This window comes from Arthrobacter sp. PvP103, from assembly GCF_017833075.1.
Classification (GTDB): domain Bacteria; phylum Actinomycetota; class Actinomycetes; order Actinomycetales; family Micrococcaceae; genus Arthrobacter.
Map to the genome: position 1 here is coordinate 2,023,725 of NZ_JAFIBQ010000001.1, position 23,587 is coordinate 2,047,311.

General features: G+C 67.0%; 21 protein-coding genes. 7 read left to right on the forward strand and 14 right to left on the reverse strand.

Features of this window, described 5'->3' with window-relative positions; genetic code table 11:
* Nucleotides 1–30: 30 nt before the first annotated feature.
* Nucleotides 31–1,365, reverse strand: coding sequence for an MFS transporter (locus JOE41_RS09260; protein ID WP_245200683.1), 1,335 nt, complete (start codon nt 1,363–1,365; stop codon nt 31–33).
* A gap of 122 nt (nt 1,366–1,487) precedes the next feature.
* Between JOE41_RS09260 and JOE41_RS09265 the strand changes: the two genes are divergently transcribed.
* Nucleotides 1,488–1,928: a hypothetical protein gene (locus tag JOE41_RS09265; RefSeq protein ID WP_209752162.1), complete on the forward strand. Its 441-nt coding sequence runs from the start codon at nt 1,488–1,490 to the stop codon at nt 1,926–1,928.
* An 83-nt stretch (nt 1,929–2,011) separates the two neighbouring features.
* The gene (trmB, locus tag JOE41_RS09270) at nt 2,012–2,971 is read left to right on the forward strand and encodes a tRNA (guanosine(46)-N7)-methyltransferase TrmB (protein ID WP_245200684.1); all 960 of its coding nucleotides are present in this window, start codon (nt 2,012–2,014) and stop codon (nt 2,969–2,971) included.
* 157 nt (nt 2,972–3,128) lie between these two features.
* Here trmB and JOE41_RS09275 read toward each other — a convergent pair whose 3' ends face one another.
* Nucleotides 3,129–3,575, reverse strand: coding sequence for a hypothetical protein (locus tag JOE41_RS09275; RefSeq protein ID WP_011693608.1), 447 nt, complete (start codon nt 3,573–3,575; stop codon nt 3,129–3,131).
* A 57-nt stretch (nt 3,576–3,632) separates the two neighbouring features.
* Entirely contained in the window at nt 3,633–5,210 is a 1,578-nt protein-coding gene (locus JOE41_RS09280) for a hypothetical protein (RefSeq protein WP_209752163.1), read from the reverse strand.
* 182 nt (nt 5,211–5,392) lie between these two features.
* Between JOE41_RS09280 and JOE41_RS09285 the strand changes: the two genes are divergently transcribed.
* Nucleotides 5,393–6,283: a DUF1206 domain-containing protein gene (locus JOE41_RS09285; protein ID WP_011693610.1), complete on the forward strand. Its 891-nt coding sequence runs from the start codon at nt 5,393–5,395 to the stop codon at nt 6,281–6,283.
* 36 nt (nt 6,284–6,319) lie between these two features.
* On the forward strand, nt 6,320–6,799 hold the full coding sequence (locus JOE41_RS09290) for an SRPBCC family protein (RefSeq protein WP_209752164.1): 480 nt from the start codon (nt 6,320–6,322) through the stop codon (nt 6,797–6,799).
* On the opposite strand, the gene JOE41_RS09295 is transcribed toward JOE41_RS09290, so the two are convergent.
* From JOE41_RS09295 to JOE41_RS09305, 3 genes are read right to left on the reverse strand one after another with little or no spacing between them, the layout of a single operon-like run.
* Complete coding sequence (locus JOE41_RS09295) at nt 6,796–7,968, reverse strand: pyridoxal phosphate-dependent aminotransferase (RefSeq protein WP_011693612.1); 1,173 nt, start codon at nt 7,966–7,968, stop codon at nt 6,796–6,798. The genes JOE41_RS09290 and JOE41_RS09295 overlap by 4 nt on opposite strands.
* A 31-nt stretch (nt 7,969–7,999) precedes the next feature.
* Complete coding sequence (locus JOE41_RS09300) at nt 8,000–8,707, reverse strand: anti-sigma factor (protein WP_209752165.1); 708 nt, start codon at nt 8,705–8,707, stop codon at nt 8,000–8,002.
* The gene (locus JOE41_RS09305) at nt 8,704–9,204 is read right to left on the reverse strand and encodes a sigma-70 family RNA polymerase sigma factor (protein WP_209752166.1); all 501 of its coding nucleotides are present in this window, start codon (nt 9,202–9,204) and stop codon (nt 8,704–8,706) included. Before JOE41_RS09305 ends, JOE41_RS09300 begins: the two co-directional genes overlap by 4 nt.
* 255 nt (nt 9,205–9,459) lie before the next feature.
* Here JOE41_RS09305 and JOE41_RS09310 point away from each other — a divergent pair, with 255 nt between their 5' ends.
* Nucleotides 9,460–9,987 (forward strand): hypothetical protein, encoded by a 528-nt coding sequence (locus JOE41_RS09310; protein WP_209752167.1) that lies wholly within the window; start codon nt 9,460–9,462, stop codon nt 9,985–9,987.
* Nucleotides 9,988–10,042: 55 nt separating this feature from the next.
* Here the strand turns inward: JOE41_RS09310 and JOE41_RS21120 are convergent, their stop codons facing one another.
* From JOE41_RS21120 to JOE41_RS09330, 4 genes are all read right to left on the reverse strand, one after another.
* Nucleotides 10,043–10,888: a hypothetical protein gene (locus JOE41_RS21120; RefSeq protein ID WP_209752168.1), complete on the reverse strand. Its 846-nt coding sequence runs from the start codon at nt 10,886–10,888 to the stop codon at nt 10,043–10,045.
* Nucleotides 10,881–11,438, reverse strand: a complete 558-nt coding sequence (locus tag JOE41_RS09320) for an RNA polymerase sigma factor (RefSeq protein ID WP_011693617.1) — start codon at nt 11,436–11,438, stop codon at nt 10,881–10,883. Before JOE41_RS09320 ends, JOE41_RS21120 begins: the two co-directional genes overlap by 8 nt.
* A 131-nt stretch (nt 11,439–11,569) precedes the next feature.
* Nucleotides 11,570–12,238 carry a protein tyrosine phosphatase gene (locus tag JOE41_RS09325; RefSeq protein WP_209752169.1) on the reverse strand — a complete coding sequence of 223 codons (669 nt, stop codon included), beginning with the start codon at nt 12,236–12,238 and terminating at the stop codon, nt 11,570–11,572.
* A 246-nt stretch (nt 12,239–12,484) separates the two neighbouring features.
* Nucleotides 12,485–14,212 (reverse strand): cell wall metabolism sensor histidine kinase WalK, encoded by a 1,728-nt coding sequence (locus tag JOE41_RS09330; RefSeq protein WP_209752170.1) that lies wholly within the window; start codon nt 14,210–14,212, stop codon nt 12,485–12,487.
* A gap of 96 nt (nt 14,213–14,308) precedes the next feature.
* On the opposite strand from JOE41_RS09330, the gene JOE41_RS09335 reads away from it, so the two are divergent.
* A complete protein-coding gene (locus JOE41_RS09335) occupies nt 14,309–15,541 on the forward strand; it encodes a pyridoxal phosphate-dependent aminotransferase (RefSeq protein WP_011693620.1) in 1,233 nt (410 codons plus the stop codon).
* Between the two features lie 20 nt (nt 15,542–15,561).
* On the opposite strand, the gene JOE41_RS09340 is transcribed toward JOE41_RS09335, so the two are convergent.
* Both JOE41_RS09340 and JOE41_RS09345 read right to left on the reverse strand, forming a co-directional pair.
* The gene (locus JOE41_RS09340; protein WP_209752171.1) at nt 15,562–17,520 is read right to left on the reverse strand and encodes a glycoside hydrolase family 32 protein; all 1,959 of its coding nucleotides are present in this window, start codon (nt 17,518–17,520) and stop codon (nt 15,562–15,564) included.
* A 147-nt stretch (nt 17,521–17,667) separates the two neighbouring features.
* On the reverse strand, nt 17,668–18,552 hold the full coding sequence (locus tag JOE41_RS09345) for a hypothetical protein (RefSeq protein WP_209752172.1): 885 nt from the start codon (nt 18,550–18,552) through the stop codon (nt 17,668–17,670).
* A gap of 177 nt (nt 18,553–18,729) precedes the next feature.
* Between JOE41_RS09345 and JOE41_RS09350 the strand changes: the two genes are divergently transcribed.
* Entirely contained in the window at nt 18,730–22,194 is a 3,465-nt protein-coding gene (locus tag JOE41_RS09350) for a DEAD/DEAH box helicase (RefSeq protein ID WP_209752173.1), read from the forward strand.
* A gap of 31 nt (nt 22,195–22,225) precedes the next feature.
* On the opposite strand, the gene JOE41_RS09355 is transcribed toward JOE41_RS09350, so the two are convergent.
* Together JOE41_RS09355 and JOE41_RS09360 are read right to left on the reverse strand one after the other, a co-directional pair.
* Nucleotides 22,226–22,612, reverse strand: a complete 387-nt coding sequence (locus tag JOE41_RS09355) for a hypothetical protein (protein WP_043430099.1) — start codon at nt 22,610–22,612, stop codon at nt 22,226–22,228.
* A 252-nt stretch (nt 22,613–22,864) separates the two neighbouring features.
* Nucleotides 22,865–23,578: a GAF and ANTAR domain-containing protein gene (locus tag JOE41_RS09360; protein ID WP_011693625.1), complete on the reverse strand. Its 714-nt coding sequence runs from the start codon at nt 23,576–23,578 to the stop codon at nt 22,865–22,867.
* Nucleotides 23,579–23,587: the final 9 nt, after the last annotated feature.

Below are 23,587 nucleotides of genomic sequence, written 5' to 3' on the forward strand. Positions count from 1 at the left end.
GGGGGCGGCGGAGGCCTCCCCCTCAGCCGCTTAACCCCCGATGAAACGGTTGCGCCCGGCGCGGAAACCGAACACCGCGGCGAGCGCCCCCACCACCAGGAACAGCACACCTGCCGCGGCGAAGGATCCCGTGGCCTGATGCAGCTGCCCCACCATCAGAGTGCCTGTGGAGCCGACGCCGTAGCCCACACCTTGCATCATGCCGGACAGGTGGGCTGCCGTGTGCCCGTCACGGGTGCGCAGCATGATCATGGTCAGCGCCACCGCGGTCAGGCTGCCCTGCCCGAGGCCCAGCAGCCCGGTCCACACCCAAATGAAGTCCAGCGGTCCGAAAATGCTCAGCGCGAACCCGCCGCCGGTCATCAGCGCCACCACCGTGTTGATGGCCCGCTGGTCGCGGAACCGCGCGGCCAGCGCCGGGGCGAACAGCGAACCAAGCATCTGCAGCACGATGGACGCGGAGACGATCAGCCCGGCCGTCCCGCCGTCCACTCCGCGCTCACGCAGGATGGGTGCCAGCCAGGCGAACACGCTGAAGGACATCATGGCCTGCAGCACCATGAAGATGGTCACCTGCCAGGCGACCGCCGAGCGCCACACGTTCACGCCGTCGGCAACGGCCTGGTGCCGCGGGTGCCGCTGCCGAAGGGCCATCGGAAGGAACAACAGAAGGACGCCGGCGGCGGGCAGCGCCCAGAACCACAGCGCCGCCGTCCACTCCCCCGATGCGCTGAACACGGGGTAGGTGAACCCCGCACCCAGCGCGGCCGAGGCGCAGATCGCGGTGGTGTAGAGCCCGCCCATCAGCCCCAGCCGGTGCGGGAAGTCACGTTTCACCAGGCCCGGCAGCAGCACGTTGCATAAAGCGATCGCGGCGCCACAGGCCGCTGTTCCGGCCAGCAGCGCGGGCAGGTGGCCGGCGCCCGGCAGCTCGACGGGGCGCAGCAGCAGCCCGCCGGTGAGCACGCCCATCGCCCCCAGCAGCACCCGCTCCGCACCGAAACGCCGGGCAAGGACCGGCGCCAGCGGGGCGAAGACCCCCAGCAGGGTCACGGGCACGGTGGTGAGGACCACCACCGCCCAGCCCGGCAGCCCGGCGTCTGCCGTTACTTCGGGCAGTACTGCGGAGAAGCTGGAGAAGACGGTGCGGAGGTTCAGCCCGATCAGGACCAGGCACACGCCCAGGTAGGCCAGGGCACGGCGGCTGCCCACCCGGGTGGGTTCGGCAGCGGGCAATTCATCGATTTCGGCGTCCACCAGCGTGCCCGGGTTTCCGCGCGGGTCCCGGCCCGGAGCTTTGGTTTTCACGGCTGGGTTCCTGGCTTGGTTTTCGGCTTCGTTCGCGGCTTCGGTCACGCGCCCCATTCTTGCAGGAGTTATCCACATAGCGGCGAATCCCGGCAGCGGCCCCGCCCTGCCGTCCATAGTCTGGACTGGCCAACCCCGGGGCGCCACAGGGCATCCCCCTACAGGACCAAGGAGAGCCAATGAACCCACCGGAACCGCACGTCTTACCCGCAGGGTCATCGCTCGTGCCGCCAGGCCACGAGCCGCCGCCGGCCACCGCACCGTCCGTCCAGCTGCGGCGCGCCGGTGATGGCGGGGCGGGTATCGCCAGCCTGGTCATCAGTGTCGCTGCTTCTATGAGTCTGATCGTGACCGTGCCCTTGAGCCTCATGGCCGCGCTGTTGACCCGGCCCGACACCGGCCGCGGCCAGCGGGACTGGGTTGCACCGCTGGTCCTCTGGAGCCTGCCAGTGGTTCTGGGCCTTCTGGCCCTATCTCTTGGCATCGCCGCAGTCCGACGCTCCTCCCCGGGGTCAAACAATTGGACTGCCGCCATCGCCGGCTTGTGGATCTCCGGGCTGCATGCGGCCGCTGCCCTGACGCTCGTGCTCGCGAAGGGGGATTTGATGATCTTGTTCTGAAGCGCTCCCGCGCCAGCATGCCCTGGCTGCCAGTCTTGGGACGTCACAACTCCAAGCGGGTGATCTCAACTATTCTGGAAAGGATGAGTGAATCCCCAGAAACCCCCGAGCCGTCCCCTGCCCAGTCGCCGGAGGCCGCTCCGGAGCAGCCGCAGGCAGCGCGCCCGGTGACTCCCGGCAGCCAGGCTTCGTTCGGCACATACGGCGGCCGGCCGGTCAGCTTCGTGCGCCGCGGAACCCGATTGCAGGGCCGCCGCCAGCAGGCCTGGGAGGAGCACTCGGACCGCTGGGCGGTGGACGTCCCGCGGCACATCGCCAACACCTCGGTGCACCCGGACTACGTGTTCGACGCCGAAGCGGAGTTCGGCCGCTCGGCGCCCCTGATCGTGGAGATCGGTTCGGGCCTCGGCGATGCCGTCTGCCACGCCGCGGAGGAGAACCCGGACTGGGACTTCCTGGCCGTGGAGGTTTACACCCCCGGCCTCGCGAACACGATGATCAAGATCAACAGCCGCAAACTCAGCAACGTGCGCGTCGTGGAGGCCAACGCCCCGGAAGTCCTGGCCACCATGCTGCCGGCAGGGTCCGTCAGCGAGGTCTGGGTCTTCTTCCCCGACCCCTGGCACAAGTCGCGCCACCACAAGCGCCGGCTCATCCAGCCCGAGTTCGCCGCGCTCGTTGCCGCCGCCCTGAAGCCGGGCGGCCTGTTCCGCGTGGCCACCGACTGGTCCAACTACGCCGTCCACGTCCGCGACGTCATGGCCGGCTCGGCCGATTTCGTCAACCTGCACGACGGCGAACGCAGGGGTCCCGAAAGCCCGCTCACCCAGGTGTGGCAGTCCGGCGTCGAATCCCTGGTGGGCGGCGCGCCCGTCAAGGAGGGCCGTGCCCCGGTAAGCACCGAACACACCGGACCCAATGAGGGCGTGGACGAAACCGGGGGCTGGGCGCCACGCTTCGAGGGCCGCATACGGACAAGCTTCGAAAACAAGGCCCATGAGGCAGGCCGCCTCATCTTCGATCTCTGCTACCGGCGGCTATGAGGCACCATGGCCTCCGCACAGCCCTCCACCCCGCAACGCCCCTCCGCTGGTTCCCGCGGGCCGGCAGCCGACATCAGCAGCCTGGCGTCTGCCGCGCTGGCACCGTTTGGGGCCGTCTTCGGCCTGTCGACGTTCTCTTCGGGTAGGTAGGCGCCGGTCAGCTCACCTTGATGGCGCCCACCACTTCCTTGAGGAGGCCGATCCGCGGCTCGATCTGGGGGTCAACATAGGGCCAGATCACCACGACGCCGATGAACCGTTCCTTTTCCCACACCCCCACGGTGGCGGCCGCCTTCGCGTCGCCCCGTTTGTCGTCATAGCCGACGACGACGGCGTAGGCGGCTTTGCCGGGAAGGTTTAGTTCGCCCTCGGTCAGCAGGTTGCCGCCGCGCTCATCAAGGTAGTGGGCCGACATCAGGTGCGCCCAGCCGTTGGCCTCGGCCGGGCCTTCCACGGAGGTGTCATCCTTGATGACGGTGACGAGGACGTCTCCCAGCAGCCCGTACTGTTCGGTGTTGGGGCCGGCGGTGGAGTCGTCCAGGACCAGGGTGTGCTCGGGGAAGTCCGCGGTGAAACCGAGCGGGGATTCGATGTGAACTGTCATGGCTGGTGGTTGCTCCTTCAGCGGTAACTCGGTGTATATGGGGCGGCGGCGGCGAAACTACAGCCGGGAGAGCTTGGTGTCGTTCGGGACCTTCTGGTACGTGCTGACGTTCGTGCTGACCTGGTTTTCAGTGCTGACCTTGACCTCGCCTGCCTTGACGTCGAACCCGGCCTCGTTGGACGCAGTGACCACGCTGTTCACCTGTACAGTAGCCGAGCCCGCCTCGTAGAGCTTCGCGGCGTCCCGGGCAGCTGCGGCGTCGTTCCCGAGCGCCACGTTCTTCATGTAGCTGTCGATCACGGCGCTGTTTTCCGGCGTGTAGTCGATGTCGATCTTGACGGTGCCCTGGGTGCCCGCCGTCACGCTGGATTCGACGTTGCCGGCCTTGACGTCCATGCCCTCCTTGACGCCCTGCGCCACGGTACCCTCCATGGACAGGGACACCGAACTGAGGTTGTTGTCCTTGTCCATGTTCAGTTCCAGGCCACCCTTGCCCGAAGCCTCGAACGTCCGCCCGTCCAGGTCCAGGTTGCCCTTCGCGGAGACTTCCACGCTCCCCTTGGACGTCCCGTCGCTGAGGTTCTTTTCATAGGCCAGTTCCAGCTTCGCGGAGGCGGCGGCATCAGCCGAATCGGCACCGGCTTCAAAGCTCAGCGATCCCTTGGCCTTGTCCTCGTGTCCGTTGGAGCCGTTGTCCGAGGCGGCGTCGTCCAGGGTGTCCAGGATGTAGTCGGGCGCGTTGCCGGCCACGTCCTTGATGTCACCCGCGCTGTCCGGCGGGAGGTCGGCGTACATCTGGTTCCGCGCCGCCATGGCTTCTTCAATGCTGCCGAACGTGTATTCGCGGGCTACCTCGCCCGTCAGGGTGGCCCCGGCGGTCCCGGAAGCGTCGTTCACGCCCAGGCCCATGTTGCCGTAGACCTTCACGGTGGCCGAGCCGTCCGCGTTTTCCACCACTTCGGTGCCCACTTCGGCGCCGCCGTGGACCCACAGGACACGGGCTTCGATGGAGGCCTTGCCCGTCTCCGTGTAGACCGGGATGTCTTCCTTGGCCAGCTCCAGCAGGTGCTGCCGGGCGAGGTCCTGCGCTGCTTCCGGGATTCCGCCGTCCATGGCCATCAGGTCCTTGGCCAGCGGACCGTCCGGGCCTTCGCCCTCGATCAGGTACTTCTTGTCGGCGGCCGAGAGACCGTCCCACCACTTGGCCTGTTCCTCCGGGCTGGCCCCGGCCATCGTGTCCAGCTGGCCCTGGAGCTCGGCACGGTGTTCCGCCGCCTCGCGGGCAGCCTCAAGCTTTTCCTGCGCCCAGTTCTTCATCTGGTCGAACAGGCCCTTCAGCCCGCCCGGGCCCGCGCTGGTGGCGCCCGTCCCCGCCGCCGAGGACTTTTCCTGCTCCGCGGCGTTCTGGAGCAGGACCTTAGAGTTCTGCCGGAGGCTTGCAACCACCCGTTCGATGCTGGGACGGTGGCTGCCCGTCCACTCCTGCCGGAAACGCTCGCCGTCGCCGCCTTTCCAGGGGGCGGCAAGGATCTGGCTCTGCAGCGAGGACGCCCTGGTGCTGAGCAGTGAAGCTGCTTTGTCTGCGGCCTTGGCCAAGGCGCGAAGCTGACTGACGTCAGCACCGTAAAAAGTCATGATGTCTCCCCAGAGAATGATGCAGTTGCGAGGTGGTGGCTGGTCCATATCGTGCCATGTTGCCCCCGGGGGTGCCATGGGCATCACTACCCATGGGGCCCCGCGAGCAGCCTGAGTCCGTCCGCCGCCACCCTGCCTCGGTGCATAACCGCCGTCGGCGAGCTGTTCCGGAGCCGGTTCCCGTGGCACGATTGGCCTTTAACACCGCCTGCGGGACAGCCCCGCGGCCACGAGAACTGCACGAGGGTCCGGACATCAAAAGAGAACTGAGAGAAGCCGCCGGGACGGCTGAGGAAGTCACCAACTCACGGCCGCTGGAGCTCATGGCCCGTGCCGGGTTCGCAGTGAGCGGCATCCTGCATTTCCTGGTGGGCGCCATCGCCATCCGCCTGGCCATGGGGGGCGAAGGCAAAGCTGACGTCAGCGGCGCCGTGCAGGAGCTAGCCGGCCAGCCCGCCGGACCCATCCTGCTGTGGAGCAGCTTCGCCGCCTGCGTGGCGCTCGCCATCTGGCAGACCAGCGATGCGATCTTCGACTTCAGCCACCTGCCGAAGCGCGAAAAGATCGGCAAGAAGCTCAAGGCGGCGGGCCAGGCCGTGGTCTTTGCCGCCTTCGCCGTCACGCTGGCCTCGTTCGCCATCGGCACCGGGAGGGACAACAGCCAGTCCACCAGCGATTTCACCATCGCGCTGATGAAGGCCCCCGGCGGCGTTGCGCTGCTGATCGTCATCGGCGCCGCGGTGGCCGTCACGGGGATCGTGTACGGGATCCGCGGCGTCCGGAAGTCGTTCGAAAAGAACCTCAGGATGCCTGCCCCGGGCACCACCCGAACCGCGGTGACGGTCCTGGGCGTGGTGGGATACGTCGCGAAGGGCTTCGCACTGCTGCTGGTAGGCCTGCTGATTGTCATTGCCACCATCCGGTCGCACCCGGAGGAATCCACCGGGCTCGACGGCGGGTTGAAGGCGCTGCGGGACCAGCCGTTCGGGCTGTACCTGCTGGCCGCCGCCGGCATCGGCCTGATCTGCTACGGCGTGTACTCGATGATGCGGGCAAAGCTGGCGAAGATGTAGGCCGCCTGCGGACACCCGCCCGGCTAGGGTGGACGCATGCCCCAGGTACGCGCCGAACGATTCATCCGACTCGACCCTGAGACCGCTTTTGCGTTCTCCCAGACCACCGGCGAGTTCCGGCTGAAGTGGGATCCGTTCATTTCAGCTCAGGGCTGGCTGGACGGCGCCCGGGCGGCCGGCAAGGGTGTCCGAACGCGGACGGTCTCGAAAATGGGTCTGGTGATGGTGAGCCAATACGTCTCCTACGCACCGCCCCGGAACGTGGGCATGACCATGGTGTCCGGGCCGTGGTTTTTCGCCAACTTTGGCGGCGGCTGGCGTTTCACCCCGGCCGACGGCGGCACCCGGGCTGTCTGGAAGTACACCTTTTCCTGCCGGCCGGCGTGGTTGCGGCCCGTGGCGGAGCGGATCGGCAGCTGGCTGCTGGGCCGTGAGATCGAAAAGCGCATCGGGGCTTTCGCCCGGGCGTGCGAGGACCCGCAGCTCATGGCGGAGTTCCGCGCCCTGCGGTCCTAGGGCCGCCCGCCCTCGAGGGCGGCCCGGACACGCGCACCGATGCCGCGCAGCCGCTCGACCGGTTCGGTGGCGTAGACCAGCCGTACGTACCGGGGAGCCACGTCCTGGCCCCACGCCGTCATGGGGGTCGCGGCGATGCGGCCCGCCACCAGGAGCCGCCGGGACAGCTCCGGCGCCCGCATCCCCAGTGCCTCGGCATCCAGCAACAGCGACCAGCCGCCCTCAGGCACCACAACGGGCAGCCCTGCCAACTCCGCGGTCACCAGGTCCCGGCGCGACTGCCACTCGCGCACGGCACCGGTGATCCCGTCGTCGCTGTTGGTCAGTGCGGCGAGGACCCCGGCCTGGTTGAAGCCGCTGGCCACGGCAGTGTTGTAGATCGCGGCGAGGGCCACGTCTCCCATCACCTCCGGGGGTCCGGCCACCCAGCCGACGCGCCAGCCGATCATGCGGTAATTCTTGGAGACTCCGCCCATGGTGATGGTGTGCGGGGCCAGTTCCGGAAACGACGCCGGATGACGGTACGGCAGGCCGTCGAACAGGATCCGGTCCATGGCGGCGTCATATAGCAGCCAGCAGTCCGCGTGCAGGCAGGCATCACGGACTGCGCCCCATTCGGCGTCGTTGAGCACGTGGCCGGTGGGCATGGCGGGGCTCATTAACAGGATGGCCCGGGTGCGCGCGGAAACCGCCGCGGCGAGCCTCACCGGGTCCAGGCGCCAGCGCCCGCCGGAGACCATCAGCGGAACGAACACCGGGATGGCCCCTGCAAGCCGGACCCTGTTGATCATGCCCGCATAGGTGGGATCCGTGAGGATCACTTCGTCGCCGTGGTCCACGGTTGCCAGGAGAACGCTGAGCATTCCGGCGAGAGCGCCGCCGGTGATCACCACCTCGGAACGGGGATCGTAGGAAAGCCCGGTCTGCTGCCGGAGCCGGTGCGCCACGGCCTGGCGGAGGGCCAGCGTGCCGGTGAAGGGGAGCCAGCTGTTGGCTGCCTTGTTTCCCACAGCCTCGCGGGTGGCGATGATGGCCGACGGCGGCGGCGCGATGTCCGTGTCCAGGTTCTCCATCCGGAGCACGTCGGGATCACCACCGACGGCGGCTGCCACCTTGTCGATGCCAAAGGGCTGAATCCGGGCAAAACGCCCGGTCCTGCCGCGGACCATGTGCCCAGCGTCCCACCGGGCGCGGAGCGCGTCAATGGGCCCCGGACGAGCCGCCCACCATGGAAATGACAGCCACTGTCTGCTGGCCTTCGTTGCGCAGTTCCACACTGCTGATCCGGCTGATCTGGGTGGGCGTTGCCCCGGTGATCCTGGACCTGCCACCGGGCGTCGCGGACCAACTGCACGCCCGGTCCTCTGTGCCGTCCTGGCCCTTGACCCACAGGGACAAGGTGCCCTGGGTGGGCAGGCTGGTCCCGGAAAACGAGACCTCGGTCCCCCACGCCTTCTTGATCAGTGCAAGCTGGACCTGAAGGCCGCCCGGCGCTTCCACCGAGTAGCTGGCGTCCGGCCGGGGCGGCTGGTTGAACAGCGGAGCGGCCAGCACCCCCACTGCCAGGCACGCGGCGGCCACCGCCCCGACGAAAGCCGCCCACCGCCGTCGTGATTTCCGCCGCCGTACTGCCAGTTCGTCCAGCAGGGCGGCGGGTTCCGCCCCGGAAGCCACTACCCCCAACGCAGTGGCTTCCGGGGCTGCCGCCGCGGGCGCCGGCCCGGCCAGGGCGACGGCGTCCGCAACAGGGAGGGCGTCCAGAAGCGCCGGCAGGCTGGCAAGTTCGTCCAGCTCCCGCCGGCAGTCCGGGCACCCCGCCAGATGCTGCTCGAACCGCGACACGTCAGCCTGCTCCAGGCCGCCCAGCAGGTAGGCTCCCAGCAATTGGTGCACGTCCGCGCTGCTCACCGTTGCACCCCCATTTCGTCAAGGATGGTCCGCAGCGCCCGCACCGCATAGAACGCGCGGGACTTCACCGTCCCGGCGGGAATACTCAGCTCCACGGCCGTTTCCGCGACAGTGCAGCGGCGGTAGTGCAGTGCCACCAGGACGTCCCGGTGTTCGGCGCTGAGACGCAGCAAGGCTTCCTCCATCAGTACGCGGTTGAGCAGTTCGTCAACGCGTTCACTGGCTTCCGCGGGGTCTGCCACATCCCGTTCGGCCGCTTCGAGGGGACGGCGCTGGGCCTTGCGGTAGTTATCGATCATGATGTTCCGGGCGGTGCGGAAAAGGTAGCTCCGCAGGCTGCCGGTAATCTCCGGGGCCTGCTGCCAGACCCGGAGGACGGTTTCCTGGACAACGTCCTCAGCCAGTTGCGGATCGCGGCAGGCGCTCAGTACAAAGCGCCGCAGCGCCGGGCCGTGCTCCCGGTAAATCGCTGCCACCACATCTTCATCGAGCGGCATCCCCGCCCCTCCCGCTGTGCTGATGGTGCCCTGCATTATCTGTGATGCCTCATGGTGCCGCGGCCGGCCGGACGCCCGCCGTTCCCCAGTTATGACGCCGCCCGGCCCGAAACGGTTCACCGCCGAGTGCGGTCCACGGAGGCGCCGCACTGAACGACTCTGCTTGTGAACCATTCTGTTCCCTGACACGTCATACCGGATAGCGCCGGCCCGCATTCCGCACCTTTTGGCCGGCACGAATCCAAGGAGCTGGACATGAAGAAGCACTGGGGAACAGGCCTGTACGTTCTGGCGCTGGCCGCGGCCCTCACGGCCTGTGGCGGCGCAACCGGAACGTCGACGCCCACCGCTGCGGAAGGTACGACGTCGGCCTCCGCTCCCGCGGAAAGCTCGACAGCCGCCGTCCCCGCCGGAGCGGCTGAACTGAAGACTGCCTCGTCTGCGGCGGGCCGGATCGTGGTGGATGCGAAAGGCATGAGCGTCTATTTCTTCACGAAGGACGTGAAGGACTCCGGCACCAGCGCGTGCACCGGCGCATGCATCGCCGCGTGGCCGCCGGTCCTCACCGAATCGGACGCGCCAGCCGTGGAGGGCGTTACGGGAACGGTGGCAACAATCGCGACGCCGGAGGGAAAGAAGCAGGTGACGATCAACGGCCTGCCGGTCTACTACTACGTCAAGGACAAAGCCGCAGGTGACATCACCGGCCAGGGCGTCAACGACGTCTGGTACCTGGTCGGCCCCACAGGAGACATGCTGAAGACCGCGGCTGGCGGCTACTAGCCGACGGTTTCAGCACAGAGCCCCGTTTCAGCACAGAGCCCGACCGGGCACGCGGTTAGCGAACCGGCGAGGGAGCAGGCAGCTCGGGGACTGGCAGCTCTACCGGCGACGTAGGAACAAGACCGGACGGACCGGGGCTCACGGGGGCGGACGGAAGCGACTTGCCCGGGGGCAGCTGTCCAAGTCCCGGAACGTTGGCCGGGTTGCGGGGATCGGGTTTCCCCGGCAGGGCGTGTCCGGGCGCGGGGACGGTGCCCGGCGAGGGGGCGGCGGTTTCCCCGGCGCTGCCCTGACCTGGTTGCCCGCCGGAGACTGTTCCGCCGTCCGCCGGCGAAGGCGCCGGTGAGGCGGGCGCGGGTGCGCCCGGTGACGTTCCCCCGGTGCCCGGCACCGGCTGGCCTGGGGTGCTTCCCCCGCCTCCCGGAGTTACGGTCCCCACGAAGAAGGTCACGGCATGACCGACGTTACCCAGGGTGTGGCGGAAGTTTTGATCCGAGGCTGCCGCGGCGGCGCCACCGGCGGCGCCACCGGCGGCCAGGGCAGCCGCGACGGAAAGCGCCGTAAGCGGCAGCCGGCGTTTGCGCCGTCGACGGGCGGCCAGCTCATCCACGGCAGGCTCACCAGGTGCGGAGTCGGCGGGTGAGGGCTCGGCAGAGGCGGCGGGCAGTGCCATGGCGTGCGTGCGGGCGGCGGCGGATTCAGCAGAAACAGCGGGAAGCACGGTCAGCGTGACGGCCGGCGCCATCAGCGCTTCCACCGCGGCGGACGGCCGCGGGCTGTCGGCGGCCAGTGCACGCAGTTCCAGCAGGACGGGACGCAGTTCGCCCGCGTCTTCCATGCCGGCGTCAGCCAGCAGTTCGTCGATGATCCGCTGGTTCCGGAATGAGGAGTTGTCACTCATGGTCTGCCTGGCTTCCTATTGAGGCGCGTTCCCTAAGGGCGATGAGCGCCCGGCGATGCAACTGTTTGACGGCTCCAGGTGTCCTGTCCATGATTTCGGCGGCCTGCTCCACGGACAGGTCCGCCACCACCCTGAGGGCGAGGACTTCCTGGTGGTCCGGGCTGAGTCCTTCGAGAAGGGCACCTGCGCCTCCGGAGTCCACCTTCGCGAGCGCCAGTTCCTCGGCCGAAGCCGAACTGCGGCCGTCGAGTTCAGACTCGTAGGGGCTGAGGGACGGAGTGCGCTCGTTGCGGCGGTAATAATCCACCATGCGCGCATGCGCAATGGAGAAAATGAGCGACTTGGCGCCCTGAAGTCCGCCGCTCAGGCCGTCAAGCTTCGGATAGAAGGCAAGGAACACGTCCTGGGTGACCGCCTCGGGATCATCCACTCCGCGCGCCCTCAGGTAGCCAAGAACTGCGCCGGAGAACTTTCGGTAGACAAGGGTGAACAGCACGGCGGGGTCGGTCCCGTCCGTGCGCACATATTCATCTGCCAAAGTGTCCAGCACCCTAGGGCTCCTCCATCCCGTGCCGCGCGGTCACATATGTCCGAAGATCGGAAGGCTGCGAACCTGCGCCGGTTGCACCGCGGGACTTCCGCCACAGCGAAAAGTCCCGCGGTCCACCATAGGCGGCTGTATTACGGACGGCCAGCTGAGGTGGGCAGCTCAGGGAGCTCGGTGGGGACCTCGGCGGGGATTTCCGGGGTGGCCGGAACTGCTGCCTGGGTGGGCAGCTCAGGGGCTTCCGGAACCTCCGGGGCCTGAACGTCTGCTGCGGCCTCGCCGGAGCCCGCACCTTCAACCTTGCCGCCCTCGGACTTGGCCGATGCGTTGGCAGCTGCCTTGCCTGCGGCAGTTACATCAGCGCAGTAGCCTTCGACGTTGGCTTCGCCCTCAGCGGCGATGGCAAGCGACTTGAAACCGGTGGAGGATGCGTCCAGGCCGCCCTTGGTGAAGGCGGTGCACAGGCCGTAGGCGGCGGGGCCGGTGGCGTCCGGGCCGACGGCGGTTGCCGAGGCTTCAGCGCTGGCGTCCTCGTCAGAGCCGGTTGCTGCAGCATCAGCCGAAGCGGAAGCGGACGGCGAGGCGGAGGCGGACGCTTCCGCGGTGGCGCCGGCCGTAGCGGTCTCGGAGACACCGCCGACGTGCGGGGCGGGAGCGCCGAGCAGTTCGTGGGCGCTCTGCTGAACGTCAGTAGGAAGGGCTCCGGCAAAGGCGGCTGCGCCGGTGCCACCGACCGCCAGCGTACCGGCCGCCAATGCGCTCGCGGCAACCTTACTAGTGGCAAAAACAGTGAACAAGGACATGAAACCCTCCGAAAACATATACAACAGTGTCAGTAACGGCCAGGTTGGATCCGGCCACTCAAGCTGTGCGGACGCGGTCCGCACTCCCCTTACATCGCTGCGTGTTCCGGAAAAGTTACGCGGTGCCGAAAATTCTTTTTGCGGGACCCGGGCAGGCCTGTGGCCGCGGGCCCGGCATTAGGATCGGGACCCGGGCAAGCCGACCGATCTGAAGAATGCCGCGAGGACCTGGCAGACCATGGTGGGTCAACCGTGGGCCGCGGGAAGGACGAAAGACACCGTTGTGCCCTCTCCCGGGGCGCTGGTGAGGCTGATTGATCCGCCGTGTCCTTCGATGATGGTCTTGCTGATGGGAAGGCCAAGCCCTGCTCCCGGAATGGCCGTATCGCGGGACCGTGCGGATCGAAAGAACTTGGCAAAGGCCTGTTCCTGATCTTCCTTCGTCATACCTATGCCCGTGTCGGTGATTGAGCAGACCAGCTTTTCGCCGTTCCTGCGGGCCCGGACGGTGATCCTTCCGCCGTCCGGTGAGTACTTCACCGCATTCGAGATCAGGTTGCCCGCCACCTGCCGGATCCTGACCGGGTCCACCCGGGCAGTCAGCGGTTCTTCCGTGTCGAGCACCAGGGCCGCTCCGCAGAGTGCAGCCTTCTCGTGGTCGGCGGCCACGGCGGCAGCGAGGAGGCCTGCAATGTCCGTCTCCTGCAGGACGAGCTCCACGCTTTCAGAAGCGACGGCAATCAGGTCATTCACAAGGCCCAGAAGGTGGACGGCATTCCGCTCCACGATCCGCAGCTCAGCCTGTATGTCCTCGTGGCCCGGTTCGTCGATGACCAGTTCCAGGTAACCGAGTATTGACGTCAGCGGCGTGCGCAGCTCGTGGGACACCGTGGCGACGAAGTTGTCCTTGGCAGCGAGGGCGTTGATCAGCGTGGTCACCTCGGCGAAGGTGACCACGGCCCCCGTGTTGTCCCCGTCCGGGGACGGAATGGCGCGGCCGCTGACGGAATAGGCCCGTTGCCCGCTACCCTCGCCGGCCCAGTACAGCTCATTGGTGAAGGCCTCACCGCGGGACGCCCGCGCTGCCGGGAACCCGTCCGGCGGCACTAGGGTGGTCCTGTCACCATAAAAGAGCTGAGGAGATCCCGTGGCGGGGACCAGCCGGGCCAACGAGGGGTCGGTCCGCATCGCCCTGTTGGTCAGCACATCCTGACCCTTTGCGTCCACCACCCAGACGCCCACATCAACGGCTGAAAGCACGGCATCAAGCAGCCGCTGGCGTCGGACGCTCTCGGCGAGGGTTGCTGCCAGGTCACGGTCCTTCCGGACCAGCGTCCCGCGTTGCCGGTGGAGGGCGCCGGCCACCACGTGGGCCGTCACCGCGATGGCAGCCATCAGGAGCGGCAAGAAGATGGTCCGGATCATGGAACCCTGCGCCGGGTCCGCTCCCAGGGCGGCGGCAGGGACGACGGTGCTGAGTACGGTGGCGAGGACTGCCAGGACAACCCGGTGCCTGTGCCCGCTCACCGACAGCCAGACCACCGGGAAAACCAGCAGCAGGCTCAGGACGTTGAAGCTGGGGCCGCCCGCTTGCCGCGTGAATCCGATGGCAACGCAGTCCAGGACCGGTATCAGCGTGAACGCTTCGGGGTGCAGCTTCCCCCAGGGAACGGCCAGGCAGAGGCCGAACAACGCGGCATGTGCCAGCAAGGCAATCCTGAACGCGTCGTCCGCCAGCGTTGCCGGGCTGAAGATCGCGGCAGTAACAACTATCAGGGACAAGGTAACGGGCAGAGGAAGCTGGCTCATCACCACACGGCCCCGGACTCCGAGCCTGCCGAAAAACCGGTCGATCCAGTCGGCCAACAGCGCATCCCAGGCGGGCGATGCGCCCTCTGCTGGTGGACTGTCATTGCCCGGCCCTGCCGCCGGTTGCGTCATGTCAATCGGATCGCTTGCATGGATACGTTTCATCCGTCTGTCCCCCCAGGCACAGATAAAGAATCCCCCGGGCTGCTTCAAGGGCGCTGACCACAGTGTAGACCGCCCGGTGCTGTGAAAAGATCAAGCATGCGTCCCATGCAGCACTCCAGCAAACTCCAGAACGTCCGCTATGAACTCCGCGGACCCATCCTCCAGGCCGCGAAGGAGATGGAAGCTGAAGGGCACCGGATTCTCAAGATGAATCTGGGTGACACCGCGCCGTTCGGACTGGAGACTCCCGAGTCCGTGGTTGTGGACATGATCCACCACCTGCGCGGGGCCCAGGGCTACAGCGATTCCAAGGGCATCTTCTCTGCGCGCACGGCCATCTCGCAGTACTACCAGACCCGCGGCCTGATGCAGATCGGCGTCGAGGACATCTTCATCGGCAACGGCGTCAGCGAACTCATCTCCATGTGCCTCCAGGCCTTCATGGAAGACGGCGACGAAATCCTGATTCCGGCGCCCGACTACCCGCTGTGGACGGCGGCCGTCACGCTGACCGGCGGCAAGCCTGTGCACTACCTGTGCGACGAGGACGAGCACTGGTGGCCGGATATGGCCGACGTCGAAGCAAAGATCACCAAGCGCACCAAGGCAATCGTGATCATCAACCCGAACAACCCCACGGGAGCCGTGTACCCGCGGCACGTCCTGGAGCAGTTTGCCGCACTGGCGCGCAAACACCATCTGGTGCTGTTCTCGGACGAGATCTACGAGAAGATCCTGTACGAGGATTCGCAGCACATCCATACAGCCTCGGTGGCCGAGGACATCTGCGTCCTCACGTTCAGCGGCCTCTCCAAGGCGTACCGGATGCCGGGGTACCGCGCAGGCTGGGTGGCCGTCACGGGCCCGCTGGCGGCAACGCTGGCCTACCGGGAAGGCCTGGAACTGCTGGCATCCCTGCGCCTGTGCCCCAATGTCCCCGCCCAGCACGCGATCCAGACGTGCCTCGGCGGCTATCAGAGCATCGAGGCCCTGGTCCGGCCGGGCGGCCGCCTCCGCGAGCAGCGGGACCGCGCCCATAAGCTGCTCACCGCCATTCCGGGCGTCACGTGTGTTCCCGCGGCGGCGGCCATGTACCTGTTTCCGCGTCTTGACCCGGAGCTCTACCCGTTCAAGAGCGATGAACAGTTCGTCCTGGACCTCCTGCGTGAACAGAAGATCCTGGTCTCGCACGGCACGGCGTTCAACTGGCCCCGGCCGGACCACTTCCGCTTCGTCATCCTTCCGTCGGTGGAGGACATCGAGGAAGCAGTGCGCCGGATCGCCGCGTTCCTCGCCTCGTACCGGACCGGCGTGGTGGACGACGCCTAGCGGGCAGAATCAGTGCCGGATCAGGACGTGGCCGCCATCGGTGTATAGCTGAACGACTTGAGCGTCAGCGTCCCGTCCTTCGTCAGCGCCTTCAGGCCCTTAGGCGCCCCGGCAGGGAACACGAGAGACGTGAGGGTTCTCTCGCCGTCGTTGACGAACACTTCCACGGAACTGTGGTCCACATAGACCGTCAGCCGGACCCGGCCCTCGCGGGGTGCGGACTCCGCACGCCGGAGCACGCCGTAATCGGGCGCGAGTCCGGCCGTTTCCTTGGCGGCACCGTCCCGCGTGACGAAGGCGGTTCCCGATTCGAAGTCATAGCCCACTGTGGCAAAGACCCCGTTTTCGGCGAGCAGTTCCACCTTGGCCTCGGAACCGTCGTCGCCTGCCGCGCGTTCGAGCGTGAGGTCGAGCCGGTACGCTCCGCGGTCAGGCACGGGTAGCCCGGCTGCACCGTCAGGAGTCAGTTTCCGGTCTTCCACGGTGGCGGTGTCTCCTTCCAGCGACTTCAGCGCACTGGTGGGCATGGAGACGAGCGTGGGCTTGCCGGAGACCGTCTTCAGCCGGATATCCCTGACCAGAGTGTCGGCGCCCCCGTGCCAGTCGTCTGTGGGCAGCTTGCGGGCATAGGCCCAGTTGTTCAGCCACGCGATGGAGTGGCGCGACCCCATGCGCTGGCTTTCCGTGAGACGGGGGTCGTCCCAGGTCACGGCGGCGTAGAAGTCGGAGCCGTCGTCCAGCCACTGGTGCTTCTGGTCCGAAGGCTCGAACCGGGTCCCGTCCCAGGTCCCGGTCCAATAGGCGACGCCGGTGGACTTCCCTTCCTCGGCCCCGTTGGCGCTGGCAGCAAGGACCCAGGTCCGTTTGGCGGGATCGCCGTCGACGTCGAGCTGGAAGAGTTCCGGGCATTCAAGGATCCCCAGTCCCTTGCGTTCAAAGGCCGAAAGGTAGTGCCATTCCTTCAGGTTGGCGGACGCGTACAGACCTATCTTTTCGCCCTCCGCCAAGGCCATCACCCACTGGTTGTTCGCGTTATCACGGATGATCTTCGGATCGCGCCAGTGCTGCTCCCCCGGGTTGTCCATCACCGGGTTCCCCTCGTAGGGCTTGAATGTGTAGCCCTTGTCGGTGGAATAGAACAGCGACTGCCGCTGGATGCCGTCGTCCTGCTGAGTCATGACGGCGATGACGGCACCTTTGCCGAACCCCGCGGAATTCTCGTAATCCACCACGGCACTGCCCGTTTCGATGTCGCCCAGGCCGTTCTTGTACTTTTCAATGGCCACCCCCTCGTCCTTCCAATGCACCAGGTCGGTGCTGGTGAGGTGGTACCACTCAGTGCCGTTCTCCTCCGGGTAGCCGGCGTTGTAGAGGTAGTAGTAGTGCCAGAGGCCGTCCAGCCAGAACGGCCGCTGCGGATCATTCATCCAGTTTTCGCGGGGGGTGATGTGGTAGCCCGGGCGGTAGGCGGAGGCACCGTCCGGCCGCGCGAACGCGGACTCCGCCGGCGCCGGAACCTCGGGCCGTGCGCCCAGGTCGGACAGCATGGCCTCCACTGCAACAGCTGTGACGCAGTCCGGGCGGCGGATGTCCGCGGAGCCAGCCCGCACCACCTGGTCCTGACTGCTGGAGCGTACGAAGACGTCCTGCCCCACCCTGGCGGCGGCCACCCATCCATCGGCGCATTCAATGGCGCGGAGGTCGGAAACGCCGTCGGTCCGGAGCGGGCGTGCCAGGCCCTCCAGGCTGCGGTCGCCCCCGGCCAGCCAGAACGAGCCATAGCGGCCGGCGTCTTTTTTGGCCTCCGCCTGGGCGCCGGCGACGTCGGCCAGCGCGTCCGCGGCGGGGCTGCCCGGGCCAGGCTGCGACCCCGCACCCACCACGATGGCTACCGCCGCCAAGACGAGCGCCAGGGCAGCGGCCACCGCGACCCATAGGGCCCGTGGCGTGAGTTTGCTGGGGGGAAACCTGAGCGACATGTCCACCGATCATCGTGATGCACAAACGCCGGCGCCGGTATATAAGCCGGCGCCGGCGTTCGTGCGTGTTGGTCTGATTTCGCTCAATTTTACAGGGGCCGCGCTTCCGCGTTCCCGCCGCGGTCCCGGCAGGGCGGTTCGGGGACCCTAGGCGTCGGCCTCTTCGAACTCCACGGCGGCAATGATCTCCTTGGTCGAGGGGCTGATCATGTAGGCCTCCTCGTCATCCTCCACCATGATGAAGTCGCCCTGGTCCGTGGTGAAGTGCCAGGCGAGGACGGTCTCGCCGTTGTGCTCGTAGTTGGGATCGCCCATGGTGATCTTCTGCAGCTCCTGGCCCGCGACGTCGCACAGTTCGCGGATGATCAGTTCGAACTCCGGCGCGTTCTCCAGGGCTTCTTCCGCCGCTTCGGCCTGGCGTTCGGCAAGGTTGGGAATCCGGGCCACACGCTCGGCGATGTGGAGTTCCAGCTGCTCCCCGTCAAGCAGCAGCAGGCCTTCCTGGCCGCGGAGCCAGGCGGCGTTGAGCGCGAGGATGTCCTCGCTCTCCAGCAGCGACTCGAATTCGTCGTCGAGCCTTTCGAGTTCCCGGACCGCCTCCGGGGAGGCGGTCCCGCCGCCGTTGTCGGCGCCGCCAAAGCCCTCCGTATCCCCGTCTGCATCCCCATCCAAGTACGCGTCGGCGTCGTCCTCTGAGAGCGCATCAAAAGCCGCGGCGGTGCGGTTGAACAGCGCCAGGTGGGCGGTGGCGCGCATGCCTTCCAGGCCTTCGCGGACATAGGCGTCGATCTCTTCGCGCTCCGGAACCGTGAAGACGTACTGGGCAAAGCCGCCTGCCAGCGCCTGGGTTAGGTAGAAGTCGACGTAGTAGCTGCGGAGCGCGTTAGGCGCGATTTCCGGGGCGTCGAGAAGCTCCGCATACATGGCGTTGACCACGGTCACGTTGGAGTCCACAACGTCCTCGTTGGCCGCCTCGGCGCTTTCGGGTGCCAGGACGACGGGGTGCTTGCTGGCGGGCTGACCGGTGCTCATGGAAGATCCTCACTGCTGAAAGCGGGTGGTGCTCTGGACCCTTTCACGCTACGTGGCGCACCGGTCCGCAGGTGGAGGATGAGCTGAACGTTGGGCGAAGTTTCAGGGCCTCTTCCGGCTCGGTAAGATGGATCAGATAACCTGCAGATTTTTGACCTGCTGAAAGTAGCGCGCACCATGCCATCCCAACCGGACGAGAGTGCGGCACTGGCAATACAGACCCCCGCGATCAACGACCGCTCCCTCGCGGCCGGACTCGCCTACGCCATGGGCAGCCGGGTCTCGGGGATTTCCTTCGATGCCGCCACCGGCCTGATGCTCGGCAAGGTCCGCGGCGGTTCGGACGCGCCCTATTCAACCACTGCCAAGCTCGTCCGGAAGGCGGGCGGCTGGAGCTGCACCGTGGGCGTCTGCAGCTGCCCGGTGCGGAAGGACTGCAAGCATGTGGCCGCGCTGCTGTTCGCGGCCGAGGACAGTCCCGCCATCCGCGTCCAGCTCCTGGCCCCGGCCGAGGCCACCCGCCTGTCCCGTGAACCCCTGGCGCAGGACATGCCGGACTGGGAGCAGGCCCTGGGCCCGCTCATTGCCCGCCCTGGAATCACCCCGTCCACCAACGGCATCCCGCTGGCCCTCCAGTTCGACATTGAAGAGCCGGCCCCGCACTTTTCCTACACCGGCCGCCGTGATCCGCTCCGCAGCGTCCGCCAGCTGAAGGCGCGCCCGGTGATCATGGGCGCCAAGGGCAAGTGGATCCGCGGCGACGTCTCCTGGAACACCCTGAGCTACCTCAACTACCGGCGTGAATGCAACGAGGCCCACGTGGAGTGGATGCAGGAATTCCTTGCCTCCCACACCGCCCTCGCGAACCGGCAGCACAACTCCACCGCGCCCTGGCTGGGGCTGAACACCTACGCCGGGAAAAACCTGTGGAGCCTGCTCGCCCAGGCCCGGAAGATCGGCGTCGCGCTGGTGCATGCCGGCAGCCAGGAACCCGTGCGGTTTGTGGAGGAGCCGGCCGCGGTGGGACTTAACCTGACCCGTTTCGGCGCGTCCGGCGGGGAAACGGGCGGCGGCGCCGCCGTCGAACGTGCCGCCGTCGGGCCGGCCGCCGCCGTCAACGCGAAGACGTCCGACGACGGCGGGCTGACGCTGGCGCCCACCATCACCGTTGAAGGGGAAGTGGTTGACCCGGCGTCCGTGGGGACCATCGGCCGGCCGGCCCACGGGATCTTCCTGACGTCCGGAGCGGACGCTCTTCCCGGCACGGGCAACGGATCGATCATCACGCTGGCTCCGCTGGAAAGCGGGCTTAGCGAAGAACTCCTGACATTCGTCACGGCCGGCAGCACGCTGCACATTCCGGCGCGGGACGAGACCCGCTTCCTCACCGGCTTCTACCCCAAGCTCAAGCAGGCCGCCCGCGTCACCGCGTCGGACCAGTCGGTGGAACTGCCCACGCTGGCCGTCCCCACCTTGTCGCTCCTGGCCAACTACGGTGCCGACCACAAAGTCCGGCTGCACTGGGAATGGCACTACACGTCAGGGAACCTGGTCACGGCGCAGCCCCTCTGGCGGCATCCGGGCGACCACGGTTACCGTGACGACCCCACGGAGGCCCGCATCCTCGAGGCAGTGGGACAGCCCTGGGAGGTTGTCCCCAAGCTGGGCGAATCCGCCACCGGAGGCTGGGGAACTCCGCGGCTTGCTGCTTCTGCCGAGCTGAGCGGGCTGGACACGCTTGCCTTTACCGAGGAAGTGCTTCCCCGGCTCCGCAACGCCCCGGACGTGGTGGTGGACACCTCAGGTGAGATCGCCGACTACCGGGAGGCCGAGGAAGCCCCCGTGGTGGCCATCTCCACCAAGGCCACGGACCAGCGCGACTGGTTCGATCTCGGTATCCAGATCTCCCTTGAAGGCCAGCCCGTTTCCTTCGCAGCGGTGTTCTCCGCCCTCGCCGCCGGCCAGACGAAGATGCTCCTGCCCGGCGGCGCTTACTTTTCGCTGGACCTTCCGGAACTCCATCAGCTGCGGGCCCTGATCGAGGAGGCCCGGTCCCTTCAGGACAACAAGGACGCGCCGCTGCAGATCAGCCGGTTCCAGGCCGGGCTTTGGGATGAACTGGCGCACCTTGGCGTTGTCGATGAGCAGGCGGCCGCCTGGCGCGAGGCCGTGGGCGGACTGCTGGAAGGCGGCATCAAGGGGCTGCCCCTGCCGCCAACCCTGAATGCCGAGCTTCGCCCCTACCAGTTGGAGGGTTTCAACTGGCTGAGTTTCCTCTACCGGCACGGCTTGGGCGGGGTGCTGGCCGATGACATGGGCCTGGGCAAGACCGTCCAGGCCCTCGCGCTGGTTTGCGCGGCTAAGGAAGCCGCCGCGTCTGAGGGGAAAGCTGCCGACGGCGCCGCGCCCTTTCTCGTCGTGGCCCCCACCAGCGTGGTGGGCAACTGGGAGGCCGAAACCGCGCGGTTCGCCCCCGGGCTTACCGTCCGCGCCATCGGCGAGACGTTCGCGAAAAACGGGGTGGACCCGGCCGAGGCCATGGCCGGCGCGGACATCGTGATTACGTCCTACGCCCTGTTCCGGATCGACTACGAAGCGTATGCGTCACGGGAATGGGCCGCCCTGGTGCTGGACGAGGCGCAGTTCGTGAAGAACCACCAGTCCAAGGCCTACCAGTGCGCGCGCAAGCTGCCGGCGGCGTTCAAGCTGGCCATCACCGGAACACCGCTGGAAAACAACCTGATGGAGTTCTGGGCGCTCACCTCGATCGTGGCGCCGGGCCTGTTCGCGAGCCCCAGCCGGTTCGCCGAGTACTACCAGAAGCCGGTGGAAAAGAACGGCGACAAGGGGCAGTTGGACAAGCTCCGCCGTCGGGTCCGTCCACTCATGATGCGGCGCACCAAGGAACAGGTCATCCACGACCTGCCGCCCAAGCAGGAGCAGATCCTCGAGGTGGTGCTGAATCCGCGGCACCAGAAGGTCTACCAGACGCACCTGCAGCGGGAGCGCCAGAAGATCCTGGGCCTCATTGAGGACGTCAACAAAAACCGCTTCACCATTTTCCAGTCGCTCACCCTGCTCCGTCAGCTCAGCCTGGACGCATCGCTGGTGGACCCGTCCCTGTCCGGCGTCCGGTCCAGCAAGCTGGACGTGCTCTTCGAGCAGCTTGAGGACCTCGTGGCCGAAGGGCACCGTGCCTTGATCTTCAGCCAGTTCACCGGCTTCCTGGGCAAGGTCCGTGAACGGCTCGTCGAGGAGAAGATCGAATTCTGCTACCTCGACGGCAGCACCCGCAACCGCTCCGACGTGGTGAACGAGTTCAAGAACGGCTCCGCCCCCGTGTTCCTGATCAGCCTGAAGGCCGGCGGCTTCGGCCTGAACCTGACAGAGGCGGACTACGTGTTCCTGCTGGACCCCTGGTGGAACCCGGCGTCCGAGGCGCAGGCGGTGGACCGTACGCACCGGATCGGCCAGGCCCGCAACGTGATGGTCTACCGGCTGGTTGCCAAGGACACCATCGAGGAAAAGGTCATGGCCTTGAAGGCCAAGAAGTCGCAGCTGTTCGCGGACGTCATGGAGGGCGACGCGCTCTCCGGCGGTTCCCTGACGGCCGATGACCTGGCCGGCCTGTTCAACGACTGACGGTTGACCGGCTCCCCGGTTGGGCGGCCCCTCAGCCCATGGCCGGGGCCAAGGACCTTCCGGAGGACAGCTGCTTCCGGGCCCAGCGGGCGAGTTTCTTGCCCTTGCCCTTCCACCAGTTGTCCTCGTCCTTGTCGTGGTGCAGGCGGAAGATGATCATGACCATCACGAAGACACCCATGGCGACGTCCATCCATGACCAGAACACGGCGTCAACCAGGACGCTGATACCCATGGCGAGGACCGACGGCAATGCCAGCGTCCGGAAAACGGTGCTGGCCACATAACGCCGGTGGGACCTGGGCACGGACAGTGCACGGACCATGTCAAAACAGAGGCACGCCACCACCATGGCCTGCCCCAGGGACAGGATGACCAGACCGGCCATCGATCCGGCGAACATGGCAACGGATTCCATCCCCGCGCTCATCGGACGCCGCCCGTCATTGCGGGGAGCCGGTAGGACACCATGGGAACGCACAAAACAAACATAGGAAAACCCCCAGAGACCAGAGACCAAGCTGTGAGACCAAGCTGTGGTCCATTCAATCCGCTGCCGCGGCGGTCCGTCACCAGTAGTGTGTACTCTATTCTGCCGGCTTGGGTCGCCGGAGGCGCGCCTCAGTACTCAGTCCGGCCCGGCGGATGCCGTTTGTCAGGATGATCTTCGTCAGAGCGTGATCTTGCGGCCGACGACTTTTGCGGCCGTATCGTAAATGGTCTGGTTGTGGGCGCGGGCATAATCGCGCAGCATCGAGAAAGCCCGGTTCATGTCCACGTTCGCGGTATGCGAGATGACGCCCTTCGCCTGTTCAATCTGGATGCGGCTGTTCAGCGCGCGCTGCAGCTGTTCATTGATGATGGCGCTTTCCCTCGCCGCACGTTCCTGCAGGAGGGTGATGGTGGCGACGTCGGCAAACGCCTGCGCAATGGCTGCGTCGTCCGCGCTGAGGGGACCGGTTTCGCGGCCGAAGAGGTTCATGGCGCCAATGGTCCGGCTGCGCAGGCGCATCGGGACGGCGTGCAGTGAGCGGAACCCCTGTGCCAGCGCGGACGCCTGGAACAGCGGCCACCGGGATCCGTCCGCCGCGATATCGTCAACGGCCACAACGGCGCCGGTGTGGTAGCAGTCCACGCACGGGCCCGCGCCGGCCTCCAGCTGGAGCACTTCCACCAGCTGGCTCTCCTCGCTCGTGGAAGCCATCACCTGGAGATCTCCGGCCGGGTCCACCAGCACCAGCCCGGCAGCGGCGGCGTCGAGTATTCCCACGGATTCCTCCACCAGGGTGTGCAGGAGGTCGAAAACGTCGTAATCCGCCACCAGGGTGTCCGCAATCTTGACGAACGCGGCACTCACGCGCCCGGCGCGGCTCATCATCGCCATGAAGGGATT

Coding starts and splice junctions, on each gene's coding strand:
- JOE41_RS09355 (WP_043430099.1), bottom strand. CDS start 22,612: ATGGAATCCGTTGCCATGTTCGCCGGATCGATGGCCGGTCTGGTCATC.
- JOE41_RS21120 (WP_209752168.1), bottom strand. CDS start 10,888: ATGAGTGACAACTCCTCATTCCGGAACCAGCGGATCATCGACGAACTG.
- JOE41_RS09325 (WP_209752169.1), bottom strand. CDS start 12,238: ATGTCCTTGTTCACTGTTTTTGCCACTAGTAAGGTTGCCGCGAGCGCA.
- JOE41_RS09310 (WP_209752167.1), top strand. CDS start 9,460: ATGAAGAAGCACTGGGGAACAGGCCTGTACGTTCTGGCGCTGGCCGCG.
- JOE41_RS09340 (WP_209752171.1), bottom strand. CDS start 17,520: ATGTCGCTCAGGTTTCCCCCCAGCAAACTCACGCCACGGGCCCTATGG.
- JOE41_RS09290 (WP_209752164.1), top strand. CDS start 6,320: ATGCCCCAGGTACGCGCCGAACGATTCATCCGACTCGACCCTGAGACC.
- JOE41_RS09360 (WP_011693625.1), bottom strand. CDS start 23,578: ATGGCGATGATGAGCCGCGCCGGGCGCGTGAGTGCCGCGTTCGTCAAG.
- trmB (WP_245200684.1), top strand. CDS start 2,012: ATGAGTGAATCCCCAGAAACCCCCGAGCCGTCCCCTGCCCAGTCGCCG.
- JOE41_RS09350 (WP_209752173.1), top strand. CDS start 18,730: ATGCCATCCCAACCGGACGAGAGTGCGGCACTGGCAATACAGACCCCC.
- JOE41_RS09330 (WP_209752170.1), bottom strand. CDS start 14,212: ATGAAACGTATCCATGCAAGCGATCCGATTGACATGACGCAACCGGCG.
- JOE41_RS09295 (WP_011693612.1), bottom strand. CDS start 7,968: ATGGTCCGCGGCAGGACCGGGCGTTTTGCCCGGATTCAGCCCTTTGGC.
- JOE41_RS09345 (WP_209752172.1), bottom strand. CDS start 18,552: ATGAGCACCGGTCAGCCCGCCAGCAAGCACCCCGTCGTCCTGGCACCC.
- JOE41_RS09265 (WP_209752162.1), top strand. CDS start 1,488: ATGAACCCACCGGAACCGCACGTCTTACCCGCAGGGTCATCGCTCGTG.
- JOE41_RS09305 (WP_209752166.1), bottom strand. CDS start 9,204: ATGCCGCTCGATGAAGATGTGGTGGCAGCGATTTACCGGGAGCACGGC.
- JOE41_RS09280 (WP_209752163.1), bottom strand. CDS start 5,210: ATGACTTTTTACGGTGCTGACGTCAGTCAGCTTCGCGCCTTGGCCAAG.
- JOE41_RS09335 (WP_011693620.1), top strand. CDS start 14,309: ATGCGTCCCATGCAGCACTCCAGCAAACTCCAGAACGTCCGCTATGAA.
- JOE41_RS09275 (WP_011693608.1), bottom strand. CDS start 3,575: ATGACAGTTCACATCGAATCCCCGCTCGGTTTCACCGCGGACTTCCCC.
- JOE41_RS09260 (WP_245200683.1), bottom strand. CDS start 1,365: ATGGGGCGCGTGACCGAAGCCGCGAACGAAGCCGAAAACCAAGCCAGG.